The 22,075-nt window shown below is 28.6% G+C and carries 16 protein-coding genes and 1 pseudogene; 1 reads left to right on the top strand and 16 read right to left on the bottom strand.

Annotated elements, in window-relative coordinates:
* Positions 1 to 44 precede the first annotated feature (44 nt).
* The 10 genes and pseudogenes from BINT_RS11240 to glgP form a co-directional block, all read right to left on the bottom strand.
* Entirely contained in the window at positions 45 to 467 is a 423-nt protein-coding gene (locus BINT_RS11240) for a hypothetical protein (protein ID WP_014488699.1), read from the bottom strand.
* A 191-nt stretch (positions 468 to 658) separates the two neighbouring features.
* Positions 659 to 2,326, bottom strand: a complete 1,668-nt coding sequence (locus BINT_RS11235; protein WP_041177434.1) for a carbon starvation CstA family protein — start codon at positions 2,324 to 2,326, stop codon at positions 659 to 661.
* Positions 2,327 to 2,361: 35 nt separating this feature from the next.
* Positions 2,362 to 2,886, bottom strand: a complete 525-nt coding sequence (locus BINT_RS11230) for a hypothetical protein (protein ID WP_014488697.1) — start codon at positions 2,884 to 2,886, stop codon at positions 2,362 to 2,364.
* 263 nt (positions 2,887 to 3,149) lie between these two features.
* Positions 3,150 to 3,743, bottom strand: a complete 594-nt coding sequence (rdgB, locus tag BINT_RS11225) for an RdgB/HAM1 family non-canonical purine NTP pyrophosphatase (RefSeq protein ID WP_014488696.1) — start codon at positions 3,741 to 3,743, stop codon at positions 3,150 to 3,152.
* A 1-nt stretch (position 3,744) separates the two neighbouring features.
* Positions 3,745 to 4,218 carry a GyrI-like domain-containing protein gene (locus BINT_RS11220; protein ID WP_014488695.1) on the bottom strand — a complete coding sequence of 158 codons (474 nt, stop codon included), beginning with the start codon at positions 4,216 to 4,218 and terminating at the stop codon, positions 3,745 to 3,747.
* A gap of 20 nt (positions 4,219 to 4,238) precedes the next feature.
* Positions 4,239 to 5,438, bottom strand: coding sequence for a MalY/PatB family protein (locus BINT_RS11215; RefSeq protein ID WP_014488694.1), 1,200 nt, complete (start codon positions 5,436 to 5,438; stop codon positions 4,239 to 4,241).
* Positions 5,439 to 6,026: 588 nt separating this feature from the next.
* Positions 6,027 to 8,002 (bottom strand): annotated as a pseudogene (locus BINT_RS11210) (TRAP transporter permease).
* On the bottom strand, positions 7,992 to 8,516 hold the full coding sequence (locus BINT_RS11205) for a DUF1850 domain-containing protein (RefSeq protein WP_014488692.1): 525 nt from the start codon (positions 8,514 to 8,516) through the stop codon (positions 7,992 to 7,994). The pseudogene BINT_RS11210 and the gene BINT_RS11205 overlap by 11 nt, the downstream one beginning before the upstream one ends.
* Positions 8,517 to 8,591: 75 nt before the next feature.
* Entirely contained in the window at positions 8,592 to 9,551 is a 960-nt protein-coding gene (locus tag BINT_RS11200; protein WP_014488691.1) for a TAXI family TRAP transporter solute-binding subunit, read from the bottom strand.
* A gap of 254 nt (positions 9,552 to 9,805) precedes the next feature.
* Positions 9,806 to 12,367 carry an alpha-glucan family phosphorylase gene (gene glgP / locus BINT_RS11195; protein WP_014488690.1) on the bottom strand — a complete coding sequence of 854 codons (2,562 nt, stop codon included), beginning with the start codon at positions 12,365 to 12,367 and terminating at the stop codon, positions 9,806 to 9,808.
* 370 nt (positions 12,368 to 12,737) lie between these two features.
* Between glgP and aroF the strand changes: the two genes are divergently transcribed.
* Complete coding sequence (gene aroF, locus BINT_RS11190; protein ID WP_041177433.1) at positions 12,738 to 13,781, top strand: 3-deoxy-7-phosphoheptulonate synthase; 1,044 nt, start codon at positions 12,738 to 12,740, stop codon at positions 13,779 to 13,781.
* A 78-nt stretch (positions 13,782 to 13,859) separates the two neighbouring features.
* Here aroF and carB read toward each other — a convergent pair whose 3' ends face one another.
* From carB to BINT_RS11160, 6 genes are all read right to left on the bottom strand, one after another.
* Positions 13,860 to 17,057 (bottom strand): carbamoyl-phosphate synthase large subunit, encoded by a 3,198-nt coding sequence (carB, locus tag BINT_RS11185; RefSeq protein ID WP_014488688.1) that lies wholly within the window; start codon positions 17,055 to 17,057, stop codon positions 13,860 to 13,862.
* Positions 17,050 to 18,135: a glutamine-hydrolyzing carbamoyl-phosphate synthase small subunit gene (carA, locus tag BINT_RS11180; RefSeq protein WP_014488687.1), complete on the bottom strand. Its 1,086-nt coding sequence runs from the start codon at positions 18,133 to 18,135 to the stop codon at positions 17,050 to 17,052. The genes carB and carA overlap by 8 nt, the downstream gene beginning before the upstream one ends.
* Positions 18,136 to 18,394: 259 nt before the next feature.
* Positions 18,395 to 19,348 carry a peptidylprolyl isomerase gene (locus BINT_RS11175; protein ID WP_014488686.1) on the bottom strand — a complete coding sequence of 318 codons (954 nt, stop codon included), beginning with the start codon at positions 19,346 to 19,348 and terminating at the stop codon, positions 18,395 to 18,397.
* A gap of 86 nt (positions 19,349 to 19,434) precedes the next feature.
* Positions 19,435 to 20,898, bottom strand: coding sequence for a B12-binding domain-containing radical SAM protein (locus tag BINT_RS11170; RefSeq protein ID WP_014488685.1), 1,464 nt, complete (start codon positions 20,896 to 20,898; stop codon positions 19,435 to 19,437).
* Between the two features lie 20 nt (positions 20,899 to 20,918).
* Positions 20,919 to 21,359, bottom strand: a complete 441-nt coding sequence (locus tag BINT_RS11165) for a YkgJ family cysteine cluster protein (RefSeq protein ID WP_014488684.1) — start codon at positions 21,357 to 21,359, stop codon at positions 20,919 to 20,921.
* Positions 21,360 to 21,420: 61 nt separating this feature from the next.
* The gene (locus tag BINT_RS11160) at positions 21,421 to 21,861 is read right to left on the bottom strand and encodes a MarR family transcriptional regulator (protein ID WP_014488683.1); all 441 of its coding nucleotides are present in this window, start codon (positions 21,859 to 21,861) and stop codon (positions 21,421 to 21,423) included.
* Positions 21,862 to 22,075 lie beyond the last annotated feature (214 nt).

Genomic DNA, 22,075 nt, shown 5'->3' with positions numbered 1-22,075 from the left:
ATAATATGATCCTCTTAATTTTTTAAGGATAATATTTAAAACTATCAATTTTTTATATAGTCAAAATAATGATTAAATAGTGAATATAGTATATACTCACTGTATCCTCTTACTTTTTTATCTTTATCTAAAACATCATTTAAAAATTCGAAAGTTTTTTCATTAGGATTTTCTATATAGTAAATCCTTTCTTTAGATATTGAGTTACTTTCATTTTTTATCATTTTTATAATTGAAAGTTCTTTTAATCTATCCTTTTTATCTTCTCTGCTAGCCTGATATGAAAACAGACGTTTCACCAAGTTTTCAAATACTATCTTATTGTACATAACGGCTCTTCTCACATCTGTATCAACACTGCCGTCATAATTATTGATTTCATTGTCAAATATTGCTATGGATATTGCAGATTTAATATCAGCAAATACTGCTTTTTCTTCTTTTAATTTAAATTTCTTACTAGACATAATATTAGAAAATATTCACCTTTGTTTAAAATATAAGTCATATTGAATATCGACAAAGTTAAAAATTTAATTAGATTAAAAATTTGATTTAGATAATAGTTGTATATTTCTTATAGTATTAAAATATAGTGAAATAAAAAACCCCTTCCATAAAATAATTATGAAAGGGGGAAATTCTATATTAAATAAAATTATTTGTTTTTGATAGGATCATTAGGGTTAGAAGCAGTTTCTTTAGATAATCCGCGAGCCCATTGACCTGTGATGAATAATTCAATAACAGCTAATATGATCATAACAGCAGCTATACCAGCTAATACATAACCGTCAAAAGTAGCTTTCATAACGTTAGTATAAACAACTAATGCTAAAGCTGAAAGAGTAACTGCGAACATGAATACTAAAGGAATAATATTTTCCCAAGAGTTTCTTTTCTGACGATTTTTTATCCAAGCAGCAACTGCTAATAAAGATAAACCAGCTAATAATTGGTTAGCACTTCCGAATATAGGCCAAATTCTAGCATAACCGTAAAGAGTAAATCCTAAAGAAACTAATACAGTGATACCTGTAGCTACATAAGGATTAGTTAAGAAAGTTTTATGTACTCTTCCATCAGCACCAGTATATTCACCTAATTCCTGTATTAAGTATCTTCCTATACGAGTAGCACTGTCTAATGAAGTTAAAGCAAAAGAAGCAAATGCTAAAGTAACGAAAGTTTTACCCATACTTAGAGGAACTCCGAAAGAAGTCATAAAAGTAGCAACACCAGTAGCGAATCTAGCAGCAGGAGTACCTTCGCCGTTACCAGCAACAGCAGAAACACTCATTAAAGCTACTATAGCAACTATACCTTCAATAAGCATAGCACCATATCCTACTAATTTTGCATCTTTTTCACTGTTAAGCTGTTTAGCACTAGTACCAGAGCTAACAAGAGCATGGAAACCAGATATAGCACCACAAGCAACAGTAATGAAAAGTATTGGGAATAAATAGTTACCTTCACTAGGCATAAAGCTAGTAAATGCAGGAGTTTGTACAGCAGGTCTCATTATTACCAAACCTACAACACCGCCTACAACCATAGCATAAAGCAAGAATGAAGACAAATAGTCTCTAGGCTGTAATAATATCCAAACAGGCATCAAAGAAGCTAATATTATGTAAATAACTAATATTATTTGCCAATGTATTTTTTGTAATGCTAAGAATGGGAATTTGTCAGAAATGAAGATGATAGCTGCTAATAATACAACACCAACGATTGTAGAAACAGCAACACCAGCACCTCTTCTGTATACTAAAAATCCGAATAATAAAGCTAAAACAATAAATAACATACTAGCAGTACCAGCTGCAGCAGATTCTCTAGCATTATCAACATTTACAGCAAAAGTACCAGCTGTAATATCTAAGAATGCAGCTACTACTAAACAAATAGTAATAAATGCATAAAGAGTGAACATTATTTTACCTTTTTGGCTAACATTATGTCTTATAACTTCACCAATAGATTTACCTTCATGTCTTAAAGAAGCAACTAATGAACCGTAATCATGTACTCCTCCAAAGAATACACATCCGAATATGATCCAAAGATATACAGGAAGCCATCCGAACATAGTAGCAATAATCGGACCAGTTATTGGACCGGCACCGGCTATTGAAGAGAAGTGGTGTCCCAATAGAACTTTGGCATCAGTAGGTACATAGTCTTTACCGTCATTAAGAGTATGAGCAGGTGTTTTTTTGCCAGGGTCTATACCCCATTTCTTTGCTAAATATGATCCATAAGTAATATAGGCTACAAAAAAGATGACCATACCTAACAATAGAAGAATGAAAGCATTCATTTTTTATCTCCTTTTTTTTGTTTTTTTATAACTTCCTAAAAATCCGAAAGAAGAAGTTTTAATTCTTTCTTACGCATTTTAGGTAGATATACATTTTTATCTGTCATTGACACTATTGCATACTGTGTTTCTGACCATCCATGGAATAATAGTTTGTAATTAACTTTATAAAAGAATTTTTTAGTTATCTTTTCCCATTCTTTATCTAAAGGGCTTTCTGTTACTAATATACCTGTTATTAAACTTCTTTTATGAAATTTATTAGGGTTAGATAATATAGGTGTAAGCCTAATAAGCATATCCTGAAAATTTTCTATATCTTCTTTTTTTAATTCTTTAATGAATCTTAAAAGCATATGTTCAAATACAGAATAACCTTCATAAACTGTAGATTTAGTTATGAATGATTTAAAGAAATCGTTTCTATGAAAAGCATAAAGATCAAAATATTCATCTTCTTTTGTAATTTCATATTCCAAGTCAAAATGTCTCATTAATTTTTCTGAAATATTGAATATGTATTTTTTTACATTTTCGTTATCAATGTGAAGTTTAGCCATATTTCCTCTCCATGCTATATATTATATAAAGTTTTTTTTCATTGTCAAGTTATTATACATACTAAATAGTAATAATTATCATTTAAAACGATATTTTTAATTATCTTATTTTATATTAAATAATTTATTATTTTTAAATAAATTAATTGTGTATCTATTATCGTTTATTCATTTATATAGTTTTAGCTGTACACTATAATTATAAAATATTATTTATAATAAATATTTTTTATAGAAAATATTTATTAATATATGTTTATAAATTAATAATGATAAATACTAGATAAAATATCCTTCATCTTATTCATAGCCAATGCTCTATGACTCATAGAATTTTTTTCTTCCAAACTCATTTCAGCATAAGTGATATCATATCCATCGGGCTGAAATATAGGATCATAACCGAAACCCTCAAAGCCTCTTGGATTTTCTATGATTTTACCATTAACTCTGCCTTCAACTGCTATATAATAATTATCATCTAATACACATACAGCAGAAGTGATAAAATATGCTGTTCTATCATTTTTATCTTTTAATTCATCTAAAAGCATTTGCATTTTTTCTTTGTATCCTAATGTTTCTCCGCCATATCTTGCCGAATATATTCCGGGTTTTCCTCCAAGTGCATTAACACATAGTCCGGAATCATCTGCTAAAGATGGTAATTTAGTATGATTATATACTGTTTTTGCTTTTATAAGTGAGTTTTCTATAAATGTGTTTCCGTCTTCTATTATTTCACCTATATCTGAAGGCATTGATAAAATTTCTTTTATTACAGTTCCTTTGAATAGAGATTCTATTTCTTTTAATTTATGTTGATTTGCTGTTGCTATAACTAATTTTTCGAGCATATTAATTTCCTTTTATATTAAAAAATAGATAAAAATCTTTACTGTTGGGTATATAATATTCCATAACATTGCCTATGATTATATATCCGTTTTTGGGGGCATAATTTTCAACTACATTTGTAAATACTTTGCTGTAATTTTCTATATTGCATTTTACTTTTATAAATTTACCGCCTTTAATATTCCATTTTGTCCAGCCTTCAGGAGGAGTAGAATTTTCTTTTACTTCCACGCCTGCCATATATTTGCCTCTTTCTCCCCAAGGAGCAAAGGTTTCATCTATATCATTCATTATTCCCCATATACCAGATAAATTATTATTCTCATCAATCTTTACTAAATTAATTATTTCTTTAATATTTTTATTAAATTCCTGCCATAAAGGTAATACCCATTTTGAATGTTTTTCGCTTTCTCCTTCAGCTACTTTTCCTATAACTTCAAAATCTTCTTTCTCTACTATTTCTATATCCATAATTTTTTATAACTCCTATTTTATTTTTTTAATTTTTTTACAGCTTCTGATATATTATTCATAGCCTTTTCAACATAGTATCTTTGAGTGGCTAAATTAAAACGCATAAATCCTATTCCAGCTTTTCCGAAAGCATTTCCTTCATCTAATGATAAATTACAAGAATCATAATAAAAATTATTTAAATCTTCCTGATTCATGTTGAATTCTTTCATTAAGTTTTTATTATCAGCAAACATCAAATAAGAACCTTCTAAAGGCACAGCTTTTATATAATCTTTTAATATACTATTTTCTATATACTCTTTAATATAATTATAATTGTCCCAAACATATTTTTTCATTTCATCAACCCAATAAGCACATTTTGAATATGCTGTTTTACAAGCTACTAATGATAATATAGAAACAGATACGCAGAATCTTTCCATTTGAAATTTGAATGCTCTCATTATTTCTTCATTTTGAATTATTATATTTGATACCTTTGCACCTGCTAAATTGAAAGTTTTTGATGGGGCATTCATTGAAATTATATGATTGGCGTATTTTTCTATAGATGCTAATGGTGTATATTTTTTTGATGGATCTACTATTATATCGCAGTGAATATCATCGCAAATCATTTTAACATTGTTTTCTATTAAGATATCTGCTAATTTTGATAATTCTTCTATAGAGTAAAGTCTTCCTGTAGGGTTATGAGGATTTCCTATTAAAGCAGCTGTTAGATTATTGTCTTTTACTTTTTTTGCTACATCTTCATAATCTATAGTATATCTGCAAGTATTATCATCATATATCAAATCTGATTCAACTATTTGACAGCCTTGATTTTTTATTCCTGCAAACATAGGGTAGTAAGTAGGAGTTAAAACTAATACACTTTCACCTGGTCTTGTTAAAGCAGATATTGCTATATTAAATCCTTGTACTAATCCTTGTGTGAAATTGAGCCATTCTTTTTTTATATCCCAATTATATCTTTCTTTATGCCATTTTATAACAGATTCATAATATTCATCATAAGTAAAATAACCAAAAATACCAAAATCTGCTTCTTTCTTTATTGCTTCTATTATTTCAGGAGCAGCTTTAAAATCCATATCAGCAACCCACATAGGAATTTGATTTTCTTTTAAAGGTTTTTCTCCGAATGCTTTAGTCCATTTTATACTATTAGTTTTTCTTCTGTCTATTAATTCATCAAAATTAATCATTAAATAACCTTTTATGAAAATTATACCAATTTATTTTATAATAATATAAAAAATAAATCTATTATATAATATATTTTTATTAAAAAGAAAATATATATTGATAGTTGATGTTTAATTTAATATATACTGAAAATTTTTAAGTTTGTCAACTTATGCACTTTATATAGAATTATCTACTTTTTTACCGCACACGCTCTGCAGACTTAGTCAAAGTTGCTGCCGCCACCGCAGGTGGACTTCGTCGGCACGCTTCGCGAAAATGCAAGTATAAAATTAGTACTAAATAATACTAAAATTGTCTTACATGTAAAATAATTTATTACATTTAAGTTCAAATATAGACTTTCGCCTGCCGTAGGCACACTTCGTGAGGCGGGCTTTGCCTGTGGCAATACTTAACAGTACTTCCTTCGATCGCAAAAGAAGTGGGGTTGCCGAAGGCACGCACAGCGGGGAGCAAAGCCTCATATATAAAAATTAAATTTATTTTTAACAAAATATAGTTTTTTAGGTATATATAAAAAATGAGGAAGCATTTATAAATATTAAAGCTCCCTCATTATTATTTTTATTTATTGTTATTAATTATTAAGCAGCAGCGGCAGTATTCATTTTATTTTTTGTTACTATTTGTATGATCACTAATATTGCTATAACTGCTATTCCTATAATGTCACTATAGAATTCAGGATATATAGATAATAATCCAGCTATAATAAATAATATTCTCTCATAAGCTTTACATTTTCTAAATACATATCCTTCTAATCCTGCAGATACTCCAAACATACCAATAAGAGAAGTTATAAGTATAGGTATAACATCAGCAATAGTAGTGTTTATCATTAATATATCAGGATTGAATATAAACATATAAGGAATTATAAAAGCACCTATAGAAAGTTTTGTAGCTTCAATACCAGTTTTAAGCGGATCTGATTTTGCAATAGCAGCACCAGCCATAGCAGCCAAAGCAACAGGAGGAGTAACATCCGCAATTATTCCAAAATAGAATACAAACATATGAGCAGCTAAAGGTTCATAACCTAAACCTATTATTGCACTTGCAGCTATTGTTGAAGTGATAAGGTAATTTGCTGTAGTAGGTACTCCCATACCAAGTATAATAGAACTTACCATTGTTAAGAATAATAATAACAAAGGTATTCCACCGGATATAGATATTAAACCTGCTCCTATTTTTAAACCTAAGCCTGTTAAAGTAATAACTCCTATTATAACTCCAGCCATAGCACAAGCAACAGCTACACTTATTATATTTCTAGCAGCATTAACGAAAACATCTATTAAATCTTTGAATCCGAAACTTACCTGTCTTTTCATTATAATGTCTACTATTGAGTTTACAATAGCAACTAAACCAGCAGCTATTATACCCATTAATCCGGCATAAATTGCAGTTTTACCAAGAACAAAGAAATATATGATAGTAGCAAGAGGTATAACTAAATAACCTTTCTTCATCAAAAGTTCTCCTATTTTAGGAAGAGAATCTCTTGATAAACCTTTAAGTCCTGTTTTTTTAGCCTCTAAATGCACCATTATAAATATACCTGTAAAATAAAGTATAGCCGGTATGATAGCAGCCTTAGCAACTTCCATATAAGGTATACCTAAACTTTCAGCCATTAAGAAAGAAGCAGCTCCCATTATAGGAGGCATTAATTGTCCGCCTGTAGAAGCCGAAGCCTCAACAGCACCAGCAAACTCTGGTCTGTATCCCAAAGATTTCATCATAGGTATTGTGAAACTTCCAGTACCTACAGTATTTGAAACAGAACTTCCTGATACTGTACCAAACATTGCACTTGTAAGTACTGCTACTTTTGCAGGGCCTCCGTCAAATCCTCCTGCTATAGCATTACATATATCTATAAAAAATTGTCCTATTCCTGTTTTATCAAGCAATGCACCGAAAAATATAAATAAGAAAATAAATGTAGCTGAAGCACCTATAGGAGTACCCATTATTCCTTCAGTATTATAAAATAAATGTGATACTAATCTTTGAAGAGAATATCCCCTATGATTTAAAAAACCAGGTGCATAAGCTCCAAACAATGCATATATAATAAAAACTATTGATATTATAAGTATAGGAAGTCCTACTATTCTTCTGCAAGCTTCAAATACAAGAAGTATTCCTATTATACCTATAATAATATCAGTTGTAGTGTATATTCCAGCTCTTCTTATTAATGCTTCAAAATTAAATGATATATAAGCCCAAGAAGCAGCACCTATTACAGCAAGTATAACATCATACCAAGGAAGTTTATCCTTAGGCATATCTTTTTCATTGGAAAGAGAAGATAAGCAAGAAGCATAACAAATGATAGGTGAGTGGCTCTTACAATCTGTGCTGTAATTTTTCCAGATAATATTGAATATAATTGAAACAAGCAGAATACAACAGATATTGCTATTATCAAATATTTTTTCCAATCTGAATATCTTCTGTACCTTGATTCACTGTCATATTTACTCATGTAATCATCAATTTCTTCAACTGTTGGAATGTGAATATCATTTTTATGTTTCATTGTTCCCCCTTAATATTTTATTATTCATTATATTTGTAATCATTGTAAATAATGATACTTTCTTATATTGTATCTTTATATTTATTTGAGGCTTAAATAATGTATTTAATTTTATTTCTTTTCCGTCAAATTCTATTCTATGATCAGCCACAATACCGACAAATAAATATAAGTCTTTTATTTTTTTATTAATATTGTTTATTTCTATATAATCATCTGTAATAATTATCTTTTCATTACCTTCCGGATCTGACATTCCAGCACCATAAGAAACAAATCTTGTTTTATCGAGCACAATATCATTATTATTATTTATAATGTAGTAATCTCTAATTCTTCCTTTATTTACAGAATGTGTATATGAAATTAGAAACTCTTTTTTATTAATATTAAATATAAAATTATCTTTATTATTTTTAACACTATTTAATATAAGTCTTGGAAATAGAGGTACAAATAATAAAGCAATAATTATTATGATGACAGATATACATATAATAATTTTCTTTAACATATATCAGAATAATTATTAGTGTATTCATTATTTAATTAATATAAAAAACAATGAATACACTTATATTATTTTTTATTATTGTAGATTATATCCCAATTCTTCGTAATATTTTAAAGCACCTGGATGGAATGGTATAGATATTCCTTTGTAAGCTTCTTCAATATTTAATTCTTCACCTTTAGCATGAGCAGTTGCTAAATCAGCTTTTTTATCAAATAAAGTTTTTATTAGATTATAAACAACATCTTCAGGTATATTATTATTAACTGCGATAGTTGCTTTTACTGCTATTGCTGTAGTATCTGTAGTAACATTATTATATGTATTAGCAGGTATTTTTACTTCTGTATAATATTTATATTTATTTAAAATTTCATCTAATTGAGTTTTATCTAAAGAAACCAAAACTATATCTTTTGATAAAGATAATTCTTGTAAAGCGGCATTAGGTATTCCAGCAACTATAAAACAAGCATCTAAAGTACCATTTTGTAATCCGTCACTTGATTCTTTAAAAGAAAGATTTGATTTATTTATATCATTGAAACTTAATCCATAAGCTTCTAATATTTGTTTAGCATTAAATTCAACACCGCTTCCAGCATCTCCTACTGATATTCTTTTTCCTTTCATATCAGCTATTGATTTTATTCCGCTTTCTTTTGTAGCTGCGATTTGTACTATTTCAGGGTATAAAGTAAGTACAGCAGAGAAATTAGTTAATACTTCTCCATCAAAAATGTCTGTACCATTATATGCATAGTCCATAACATCGTTTTGTACAAATGCTAAGTCAGCTTCATGTCTGTTAAGAAGTCTTAAATTTTCAGCAGAAGCTCCTGTTGATTGAGCAGTAACATTCATTCCTTCTATATTAGCATTCCATATGCTAGCTATACTTCCTCCAAATGAATAGTATGTACCGCTTGTTCCGCCTGTAGCAAAAATATAATTTAGATTGTTGCTTTTTTGACATCCTATCATTAATACTAATGATAGAATAACTGTAGTAGCAGTAATAATAACATTTCTCATAATAATAATACTCCTTGCAAAATTTATTAAATAATACACTTTATAATATTAAAAGTCAATATTTGATATATTATGTTTTTTTATATATTAATGATGAAATTTTATAACTTTTTTATATTGTAATATATCTTAACTAAGAAATCAATATTTTTTAAAATAATATTAATATTGTATATACCAATTATTTAATTTGTATAAAAAAGGGACTTAAACTTAATAGTTCAAGTCCCTTTCATTTATATGTTATTTAAATATTAGCTCCATATAATAAGTTTCATATCAAATTTATAGCTTAAATCTTTATGATATGGATACATTCTTATAGCATAACCGCTTTGTCCACTGTTAGTACATTCTAAAGTTCCTGAGAAAGAATGTCTTCCGTTTCCTAAATCAGCAGAATGTTTCATTTCAACTGTAATAGGATCTATAATTTCTTCTTTCATGCTTAACTTACCATGGTAAAGTTCTACTCTTACAGAATCAGGAGCTATATCTCCAAGATTAACTATAGTTTTAACTTCAAATTTGCTTCCAACTTTTAAATTTCTTGAAGGCATTTCAGAAATTGTGTTTTCAATAAGAACTTTTGACCATTTTGAAGCTATATCTTGTTTCCAAGCTTTTAATTCTTTAGCTTTAGCAAATTCATTTTCAGTCATATTGAAATATCTTCTGCTTGCGTTGTTATAGAATTTATGGAAATAATCAGCAACCATTCTATTAGTAGAGAATACAGGACAAACAGTTTGCATACTCCATTTCATAGCAGCAACCCATTGTCTAGGAATATTATCTCTTCCTCTTTCATAGAATAGAGGTATTATTTCATTTTCTAAAACATTATAAAGAGCTTTACTTTCAACTTCATCTTGATATTCTAAGTCAGTATATTCTTCTCTGTTACCAATAGGCCATCCATTTTGACCATCATAAGCTTCGTCCCACCATCCGTCTAATACACTGAAGTTTAAACCTCCATTTGGTGGTACTTTCATTCCGCTTGTACCGCTTGCCTCTAAAGGTCTTCTAGGGTTATTAAGCCATACATCAACACCTTGTACCATATATCTAGCAACATTTATATCATAGTCTTCTATAAATACTATATGATCTCTGAAATCTTCTCTTCTGCAAATTTCAGCAATATTTCTTATTAATTCTTTACCGCCATTATCATGTGGGTGAGCTTTACCAGCAAATATGATTTGTACAGGTCTTTCAGAATTAGTAACTATTTTCTTTAATCTCTCTAAATCTCTGAAAAGCAATGTACCTCTTTTATAAGTAGCAAATCTTCTAGCAAAACCTATTGTTAAAGCTTCAGGAGAAAGTATCTGATCAGCATGTTCTATTTCGCTTTTTGTGAATCCTCTGTTTGTTATTTGAGTTTTTAATCTTTCTCTACAGAAGTCAATAAGTCTTTCTTTTCTTCTTTCATGAGTTCTCCAAAGTTCTGCATCAGGTATTTTTTGAACTCTTTCCCAAATTTCATATTCTAAAGGTTTAGTTCTCCAACGAGGTCCTAAATATCTGTCTAATAAGTTTTGCATATCAAAAGATATCCAGCTTAAAGTATGAATTCCATTAGTAATAGAATCTATAGGAAGCTCATTAACAGGAACACCTTTCCAAATATCTTTCCACATAGCTCTTGATACATGTCCATGAAGTTCACTAACACCGTTATTTTCAGCAGAAAGGTTAAGAGCAAGTACTGTCATACAGAAACTTTCTTTTTGATCATCTGGATTGATTCTTCCAAGTCTTATGAATTCATCCATAGTCATATCTATATGTTTAACATAATCAGTGAAATACTTCTGAATCATATCTATAGGGAATATATCATTACCAGCAGGTACAGGAGTATGAGTTGTAAATATATTAGAACTAAATACAACTTCTCTTGCTGTATTTTTATCTAAATGATTATTTTCCATTAATTGTCTTATTCTCTCTAAAGAAAGGAAAGCACTGTGACCTTCGTTCATATGGTATATAGTAGGTTTAATTCCTAATTTCTCTAAAGCCTTAACACCTCCTATACCAAGAAGTATTTCCTGCTGTATTCTAGTTTCTAAATTACCGCCGTAAAGCTGAGCAGTAATGTCTCTGTCTTCAATTCTATTTTCTTCTATATTAGCATCTAAGTAATAAAGTTCTATTCTTCCTACATTAGCTTTCCAAATTTGAGCATAAACTTTTCTTCCAGGCAGATCAACATCTACTTTCATAGTTTCGCCGTTTTTATCTAAAACTTTTTCTAAAGCCAAGTTAAAGAAATCATTTTCTATATCATATTCCTGCTGCCAACCATCAGCATTTAAATATTGTCTGAAATATCCTTTTCTATATAAAAGTCCAACTGCTACTAATGGCAAACCCAAATCACTAGCAGATTTTAAATGGTCTCCTGATAATATACCAAGACCTCCTGAGTAGTTAGGTAGAGATTCATGCAAACCATATTCAAAAGAGAAATAAGCTATTTTTTCATTAGGAGTTTTTTGGCTATCGTCTAAACTATTATACCAAGTTTCCTGCTTCATATAAGTTTTAAACTCATCATAAACTTCAGCTAAATTCATCATAGCCGCATCATCTTGAAGCATAGCATCAAAACGTTCTTGAAGAGATTCTCCCAACACTCTTATAGGATTATGATCTCTTTTATCCCAATTATCAATATCTATTGTTCTTAATAAAGTTACTGCTTTCTGATTCCAGCACCACCAAAAGTTTTTAGTAATTTCTATAAGTGGTTCTAATTCTTTTGGAACCGATGGTGAAACCATATATTTATTTAATTTCATAAAATTACCGCCTTAAAAATTATTTTAGATATACCTCTGCTTATTCTATAATATTTTACAATAAAATCAATGAATTTATTTAATAATTCTTATTATTAGTTAATTATATATATTTTTTATTGACATTTATTAATTTTTATATATAATATATTACTATGAAAGATAAGATTTTTATTAACTCTATCATAAGCAACTCTTTTTGCTTCCCATTTTTCTTTAGCTTTTTTGGCGTTTAAGGCGCCAGTATATTCTATTTTTTCACAACAATAAAAACAAATACATAATAAATTAATTTTTTAATTATAAGAAAACATATTCAAATATAACAAGTTAATTAACATAATATTTTAATTTTAAGGAGATAATTACTATGATTATTGTAATGAAACCAAATGCTAAAGAAGAATATATAAATAATATAACAGACAGACTCATCGAAGCAGGATTAGGAACTAACAAAATAGTAGGTGTTGACTGTACTGTTATAGGTATAGTAGGGGATACTTCAAAAGTTGATAGAGAATTAATGGCTACTTTACCGGGTGTTGCTAGAGTTTTAAAAGTACAAGAACCTTTCAAAAGAGCAAATAGAGCTTTCAAAAAAGAGGATACTGTTGTCGATGTAAGCGGTGTAAAAATAGGGGCAGGAAAACCCGTAATAATAGCAGGTCCTTGTTCAGTTGAAAGTGAGGATCAGGTTATTAATATTGCTAAAAGCGTAAAAGCTGCAGGAGCTTCAATACTTAGAGGAGGAGCTTTCAAACCTAGAACTTCTCCTTATGCTTTCCAAGGTTTAGCTCTTGACGGACTTAAAATATTAAAACTTGCAAAAGAAGAAGTGGGCATTCCTATAGTAAGTGAGATTGTATCTATAAGACATTTAGAAGATTTTGAGAATACTGTGGATATGATTCAAATTGGGGCAAGAAACATGCAGAACTTCGAACTTTTAAAAGAAGTGGGTAAATTAAAAAAGCCTATACTTTTAAAAAGAGGTTTAGCTAATACTATGGAAGAATGGCTTATGAGTGCTGAATATATTTTGGATAAAGGAAACAGCAATGTAGTATTATGCGAAAGAGGTATAAGAACTTTTGAAACTTATACTAGAAATACTTTCGATGTTTCTGCAATACCTATGATAAAAAGAATGAGCCACTTACCTGTAATAGGCGATCCTTCACATGCTAGCGGTAAGGCTTGGATGGCACTTCCTCTCACTTTAGCTGCTCTTGCTGCAGGTGCTGACGGTATGATTATAGAAGTACATAATGATCCTGAACATGCTTTATGCGATGGGGCTCAGTCTATAAAACCTGATACTTTTGAAGAGATTATGGCTTCTGTTAATATGATGGCTGAAACTGTAAGCAAAATAAAAGAACGTCATGGCGGTAAGATTTATACTAAGTAATTAGTTTTTATTTAAAATAAATTTTTAAAACTATGTATTTGATATAAATATAATAACAAATACATAGTTTTTGATTTTTTAAATATTAGATAAATCCATTATAGTGAAATTCATAGATTCTATAACTTTAAGCAAAGCATAAGCTGTATCTAATGATGTAATACAAGATATATTATTTTCAGCAGAAGCTCTTCTCAATTCTAAACTGTCTGAATGTGTTTGGCTATTGCTTTCTATTGTATTTATCACATAATCAACTTTGCCTAGTCTTATTGTATCTATTATATTTTCTAAACCTTCCTCATAAATTTTTGATACTTCTTTAACATAGAGTCCTTTTTCTCTCAAGAAATTAGCAGTTCCTTTTGTAGCATATATTCCGTAGCCTATATTAGAAAATCTTTTTGCTAAATCAAGTATTTCATTTTTATGATTATCCGAAATAGTAAGAAGTACATTTCCTTGCAAAGGTATTCTTAATCCGCTTGCTATTAATGCTTTATATAATGCCTTTTCAAAATTGATATCAAAACCTAATGCCTCGCCTGTACTTTTCATTTCAGGGCCAAGTATTGTATCAACTTTTCTCAATTTAGAGAAAGAAAATACAGGAGCTTTAACAAATACTTTATCAGATTCTTCTTTATATAAATTATTATATCCTTGTTCTTTTAATGATTTACCAAGTATGCACATAGTAGCAACATTAGCCATTGGAACATTAGTTATTTTACTCAAGAAAGGTACTGTTCGGCTGCTTCTAGGATTTACTTCAAGCACATAAACATTATTCTCTTTATCAACTATAAATTGTATATTATAAAGCCCTATGAAATTAAATCCTATTCCTATTCTTTTAGCATAATCAATTATAGTTTCTTTTACTTTGTTTGATATTGTTTGAGTAGGGTATACGCTTATAGAATCTCCAGAGTGAATTCCTGCTCTTTCTATATGCTCCATAATGCCCGGAATAAATACATTATTTTCACTGTCGGCAATAGCATCAATTTCTATTTCCTTACCTATAACATATTTGTCAATTAGTATAGGAGCTTTATTGCTTACTTCTTTTACAGCAGTTTCCATATAAACTTTCAAAGATGCATCATTATCCACTATCTCCATAGCTCTTCCTCCAAGTACATAACTAGGACGAACTAGAACAGGATATCCTATATCATTTGCTATTACTAAAGCCTCATCAACAGTTATGGCAGTTTCACCTTTAGGCTGAGGTATATTTAGAGTTTTTAACATCTCTTCAAATTCATGTCTATCTTCTGCTTTATTGATATTTTCTAAAGAAGTGCCGAGTATATTTACTCCATGCATGACTAATTTTTCAGCTAAATTTATTGCAGTTTGTCCTCCGAATTGTACTATAACTCCTTTAGGCTTTTCAAGTTCTATTATATGCATAACATCTTCTATGGTTAATGGTTCAAAATAAAGTTTATCGGATATAGAAAAATCAGTAGATACAGTTTCAGGATTATTATTTATTACTATAGCTTCATAACCGGCATCTCTTATAGTCATAACTGAATGAACTGTAGAATAATCAAACTCTACACCTTGCCCAATTCTTATAGGGCCAGAACCTAATACTATTATGCTTTCTTTTCCGCTTTTAAAAGATTCATTTTCATTTTCATAAGTAGAGTAGAAATAAGGAGTTTCGCTTTCAAACTCTCCTGCACAGGTATCAACCATTTTATAAACAGGTATTATATTATTCTCATGTCTTAATTTGTATATATCAATTTCTTCAGCTTCCCACACTTTAGATATATAACTGTCAGAAAATCCTCTCTCTTTGCATTCTCTTAAAACATCTATATCCATTTTATTTTTATATAATTTTTCTTCTAATGTTACTATGTTTTTTATTTTGTCTAAGAAGAATTTATCTATATGAGTAATTTCTATTATATCATTTATATCTTCTTTACGTCTTATAAGTTCAGCTATAATAAATATTCTTAAATCATCTCTTAATTCAATACGCTCCCATAATTTTTTAGTTGTATATTCAGAAACATCATTATGAATTATATGATCGCATTTTATTTCAAGAGAACGAACAGCTTTCAAAAATGATTCTTCAAAATTTCTTCCTATACTCATAACTTCGCCTGTAGCTTTCATCTGTGTGCCTAATTGTCTGTCGGCATTTGGGAATTTATCAAATGGAAGTCTTGGGAATTTTGTAACTACATAATCAATGGAAGGCTCAAAACATGCAAAACTTTTTTTAGTGATAGGATTAATTATTTCATCTAAAGTCATACCTACTGCTATTTTGGCACTTATTTTTGCAATAGGGTAGCCTGTTGCCTTACTTGCCAAAGCACTTGAACGTGATACTCTAGGATTAACTTCTATTATATAATATTTAAAACTGTTAGGGTCTAAAGCTAATTGTACATTGCAGCCTCCGCATATTTTTAAAGCTCTTATTATTTTAAGACTTACATTTCTAAGCATTTGATTTTCAGTATCGCTTAATGTCTGACAAGGAGCAACTACTATACTGTCGCCTGTATGTATTCCAACAGGATCAACATTCTCCATATTACATACCACAATAGCATTATCATTATTATCCCTTATTACTTCATATTCTATTTCTTTATATCCGGCAATACTTTTTTCAACCAAGCATTCATGTACAGGACTTATTTTTAAACCTGTTTCGCATATTTCAATTAATTCTTTTTCATTTCTGGCAAATCCGCCTCCTGTTCCTCCAAGAGTATATGCAGGACGAACAACCAAGTGATAACCTATTTTGTTTGCAAATTCAATGGCCTCTTCAACACTATGTACTATTATACTTTCAGGCACAGGTTCATTGATTTCATTCATAAGATTTTTAAAAAGTTCTCTGTCTTCAGCACAATTTATAGCATTCAAATCCGTACCTAAAATTTCAACATTATATTCATCTAATATTCCGCTTTCAGCAAGTTCTACAACCAAATTTAAACCGGTTTGACCTCCAAGAGAACCTAATATTGCATCAGGTCTTTCTTTATATATTATTCTCTTAGCAAAATCTAAATTTATAGGTTCTATATATACCTTATCAGCAATAGCGGCATCTGTCATTATTGTTGCAGGATTGGAATTTATAAGTACAACTTCATATCCTTCTTCTCTTAAAGACTGACATGCTTGAGTACCGGCATAATCAAATTCTGCAGCCTGTCCTATAATAATAGGGCCTGAACCAATTACTAATATCTTTTTTATATCTGTTCTTTTAGGCATTTTTCTCTCCATAATTGTTGTTTATCATATCAATAAAATTATCAAATAAATATTTACTGTCTTCAGGTCCCGGATTTGATTCAGGGTGATACTGAACAGAAAATACAGGATATTTTTTATGCTTAACTCCCTCACAGCTTCCGTCATTTAAAGATATATGCGTCATAATTAAATCCGTATTTGATAAACTTTCTTTTTTTACTGCATAACTGTGATTCTGACTTGTTATACTGATTCTTCCTGTTTCCAAATCTTTAACCGGGTGATTTCCGCCTCTATGTCCGAATTTTAATTTAATAGTATCAGCACCGCATGCCAAACTTATAAGCTGATGTCCTAAACATATACCGAATATTGGAACTTTACCTATAAGCTCTTTTATTGTATTTATAGATTCTTTAACGTCCTTGGGATTTCCCGGACCGTTTGAAAGCATTATTCCATCCGGATTTAAACTCATTATAGTTTTAAAATCTGTATCATAAGGAACTACAATTAAATCGCAGTTTCTTTTGCTTAATTCTCTTATTATTCCTAGTTTTGCTCCAAAATCTATTAATACAACTTTCTTTCCTCTATTAGGTATAGGAAAAGCATTTTTTGTAGAAACCATTTTTACATGATCATTCATGTATGGTGTTTCTTTAAGCATTTTTACTATATCATCTTTATTCTCTATAGTATCGCTCATCACAGCTTTTAATGTTCCTATTTCTCTTATTTTCTTTGTTATTGCTCTGGTATCAATATTTTCTATAGCCGGAATATTTTTTAATTTCAAAAATTCATCTATTGTTTGTGAATTCCTAAAATTATTCGGACTTTTACATGCTTCTTTTACTATAAGCCCGAATATTGCAGGATTCAAACTTTCAAAATCATCTCTGTTTATACCATAATTTCCTATAAGCGGATAAGTCATCACAGTAATTTGTCCACAGTAAGATAAATCCGATAATACTTCCTGATAACCTGTCATAGATGTGTTAAAAACTAATTCACCTACTTTGAAGTTATCTGCCCCAAAACCTATTCCTTCATAATGACTTCCGTCTTCAAGTATTAAGTAGCGTTTCAAATTTTACCTTCCTATAATTCTAAATTTTTTTAGATTTTTATTTAAAATAAAAAAAGATTGGAAATCAACCGAAAGTCAATCTCCAATCTTTTTAAGATTATAAAAAACTGCATTATTAGCAGCGTTTTCTTTAGTTTAAACTTTTTCCCAATCATATTATTTTTTCTTCATTTTTATTTTCTTTATAATAACATATAATAATTTATTTTACAATTAATTTTTTATTATTCTATATTAATTATTCATTATTTTATATTAATTATTTGTAAATTTGAACGGATACTCTTTTAGTTTCTTCATCAAGCCATTTTATAAATGATTCTCTCATTTTAGATTCGCTTAAATAGTTTTTTACTCTAGTTCTTATGCTTTCCATATCCTTTTCTATTTCCATTATTTTTACTATATAAAATCCTTTTCCAACCAATTCTCTCACACTGCTTACAGTACCAACTTTATATCCTCTTTTAGCCAAATTAAGTCCTGCATTTATTTGAGCTGGTAATGATCTTTTTCCAGCATCATAAAGAAGATTATATCCTAAATCCCCTCCGTTTTTTCTTGTGGCTTCATCTTCACTATATTGCTTAGCAAGTTCTGCAAAATCTTTTCCTCTTGCTGCCATACCTCTTACTTTGGTAGCTAATTCCTGCTTTTCTCCTTTTTCTGTAAATGTAGTGGCTTTGAAAAATATCCAAGAAAGTTTTACCAATGTATCAGCTTCAAATGCAGATTTATCTTTTGTATTATTATAAAATTCATCAGCTTCTTTATCGCTAATCTCTGTATTATTAACTACAAGTCCGTATAAATTTTCCATAGCTATTTGCTTTTTTATAGAATTCTTATATTCATCATAAGATATTCCTTCAGCCATTAACTGCTTAGCAAATTGATCTGCATTCATATTATATTGTTTGGCAATACTTTCTAATCTTCTTTTTACATCATTTTCTTCTATAACAAAATTATTTTCTTTAAGTTTTAAATACATTACTCTCTCTTCAACTAAATCTTTATAAACCATATCATCAGTAACCCTTTGTCCTATAGATCTAGCCTGTAATGTTAGAAATGTTTTTCTGCTTAAAAAGTCTTCATAAGTAATAGGCATAGAACCTACTATACCTACTATGCTGTTTACAACATCATTAAATAAAAGATTACTTTGTATAAAAATAAAAGATAATATAAAAACTATTATTTTTCTCATGTAAATTTTTATCCTTAATAATTATTGCATGTATATAAACCGTTTAGAAAGAATATCATTAAAACATTTTCCATGCAAGCATATTTTTAATCATTTAAATAGAATGAAAGTATATTTTTAAATGATTTTATATTGTATTTTATATCGTAAATATCCCTTATACTTTTTATTTTTTGCAGTACATATTTAGGATTAAATGACAAATTATAAAAATATTCAATATATTTAAATATTTGATCATCATCCATATTTAATTCCATAACACTTTTTCTCATATCATAATCAAACCAATTTTTTGTTTTAATAAGATTATTTTCATCGCAATATTTGAATAATTTAGTTCCGGGATATGGTATGAAAAGAGAAACATTCATAGAATTAATATATCCGTTAAGCATTAAATTTTTGACAATATTGAATGTATTTATTATATCTTCATCTGTTTCCCAAGGATATCCTATTTTTACCATTATATCTGTAAATAAACCTGCTTTCTTAGCTAATCTTATAGATTCTATCACATTTTCTACAGTATTATCAGTAATACCTAGTTTCTCTATAGTTTTAGCATTTCCTGAAGGCAAATTAAAAATAACTGTTTTAAATCCTGACTTTTTCATCATTTTATAATCTTGATATTCTAATATTCCAAGATAAACATAACAATCAATATAAACTTTCTTATTAAGTTTTCTTTCTTTCATAGTTTCACAAAATAATGAAAGCCATTCTCCTGTGGGAAAATAAACACTTGTATCCAAAATTTCTTTTATTCCATATCTTTTATTCAAATATTCTATTTCATCTATAACATTTATTGGGTTTCTAACTCTTACCTTATCAAAAAGAATATTAGAAGAATTACTGTTATAATTATTATATAAAGAACCTCTCGCTGACATTATAGATGTGCCGGGTGTTTTTTTGAAATATTCATTAGTTTTTGAATATAGTTTCCAATTTGTAAGATTTCTATCTATAAATGGAAGTCTGTCTAAAGATTCTTCAAGTTCAAATTTTCCTGTATTTTTTATATTTCCATTAGATGTTCTGTAGTATATACCTTTATCTAATTTTTCACCATTATTTATATGATTAACTAAATTTAAAAGAAGAAAATCATAATCGCCGCCTGTTAATACGAAATCTGTTTTTGATTTCTCCATACTTTCTTCAGGCAAAGCAGTAACATGATCGCCTGCCAAAACAACATAGATGTTTTCATATCTTTCTTTTATTGCTTCTATAGTATCCCAAATATAATTAATTATAGGAGTTTTTACTTCAAAGAATATTAAGTCAGGAGCTATATCATCTATATTATTAAACCAATCTATAGTTGTAATATTAGATGCTATTGTATCTAAAAACACAACATTAATACCATTATTTTTTAATAAAGTAGCAGCATAAGATGGTAGCATAGGGTAGGCATATGAAGGATTTTTTAACCATTGAAATTGCCTATTTAAAGATATTAATGGATATCCATTATTATATTCAAAAGGCGGATATGTTATACAAACTTTTTTAATTTCTTTTTTTTTCATCTTTTAATTATTAAAATATATTATTTAGTTTTTTTAGCTACTTTTTTCTTTGTAGTCGAAGATTTTTTCTTAATTATTTTCTTTTCATATACATACTTCTCTAATTCATATTGATCATCAAATATTACATCATACCATTCTTCATATCTTTCACATTTAGGAGGACTATGTTTTGAGCAGATTTCATTTCTGTTTTCATAATTTTTGCATAAATATGTTTTTTTATCTAAATATCTGCATTCGCTTCTTATCATATGATACCAAGTATTTTCATATATAAATATAAATGAATGTCTGAAATGCAAATACCATTTTAATGTATTAAGTTCGCTTTCATTTTTAGGCGGAGATATTTCCATAACCAAATCATGACAGCATAATGAATTGCAGTCGGCACATAATTTTTCACTTACTTTTTCTTTTCTATTTTTTAATAAACTATCGGAAGGTATAACTTTCAAAATAAAACCGCCTTTTTTAATATTACTTAATTATAATAATAATTAAATTAAATTCAATATTTTAATTATTAAAATAATTTTCCATAAATGTCATAAGTTTTTTCTGAGGTTCTACATAATTTTTGATTTCATTTTCTGTAAGACATTTAAGCATTTGCATATCTAATTTTTCTAATTCTTTTAATATAGGTTCTGCAAATGTAAGACCTTTTTTTGTTAAACTTATTAATCTGTTTCTTTTATCTTTTGGGTTAATTTTCTTTTTGATATATCCTTTCTTCTCGAAATTATCAAGTATAGAACATACAGTTTGCTTTGGAACAGATAGTTTTTCTGTGATAGTATTCTGTACACATTCTCCGCTATTATAGATTATAAATAAACTGAATAAAGCCAAATCTGTAATACCATACTGCTTAGCCCATAGATAATAAAATCTATTAGAAGTATACCAAAAATCATATATGACTTCCATATATTTTTTTATATCTTCATTTTTCATAACTTTATCCCATTATTAATATTTCTATTAATATTAAACGTAAATTAAAAATAAAACAAGATAGATTTATATAAAAAAAGAGCTTGAAATTTTCATCTCAAACTCTTTTATATTTATTATTATCATAAAAATTGTTCGCTGATAGAGTCTGCCAAGTAAACTTAGCAGACGCTCACAATTTTTATTTTATTATTATCATAAAAATTGTTCAGCT

This window comes from Brachyspira intermedia PWS/A (assembly GCF_000223215.1).
GTDB lineage: Bacteria > Spirochaetota > Brachyspiria > Brachyspirales > Brachyspiraceae > Brachyspira > Brachyspira intermedia.
This window is presented reverse-complemented; position numbering and strand designations above follow the sequence as displayed.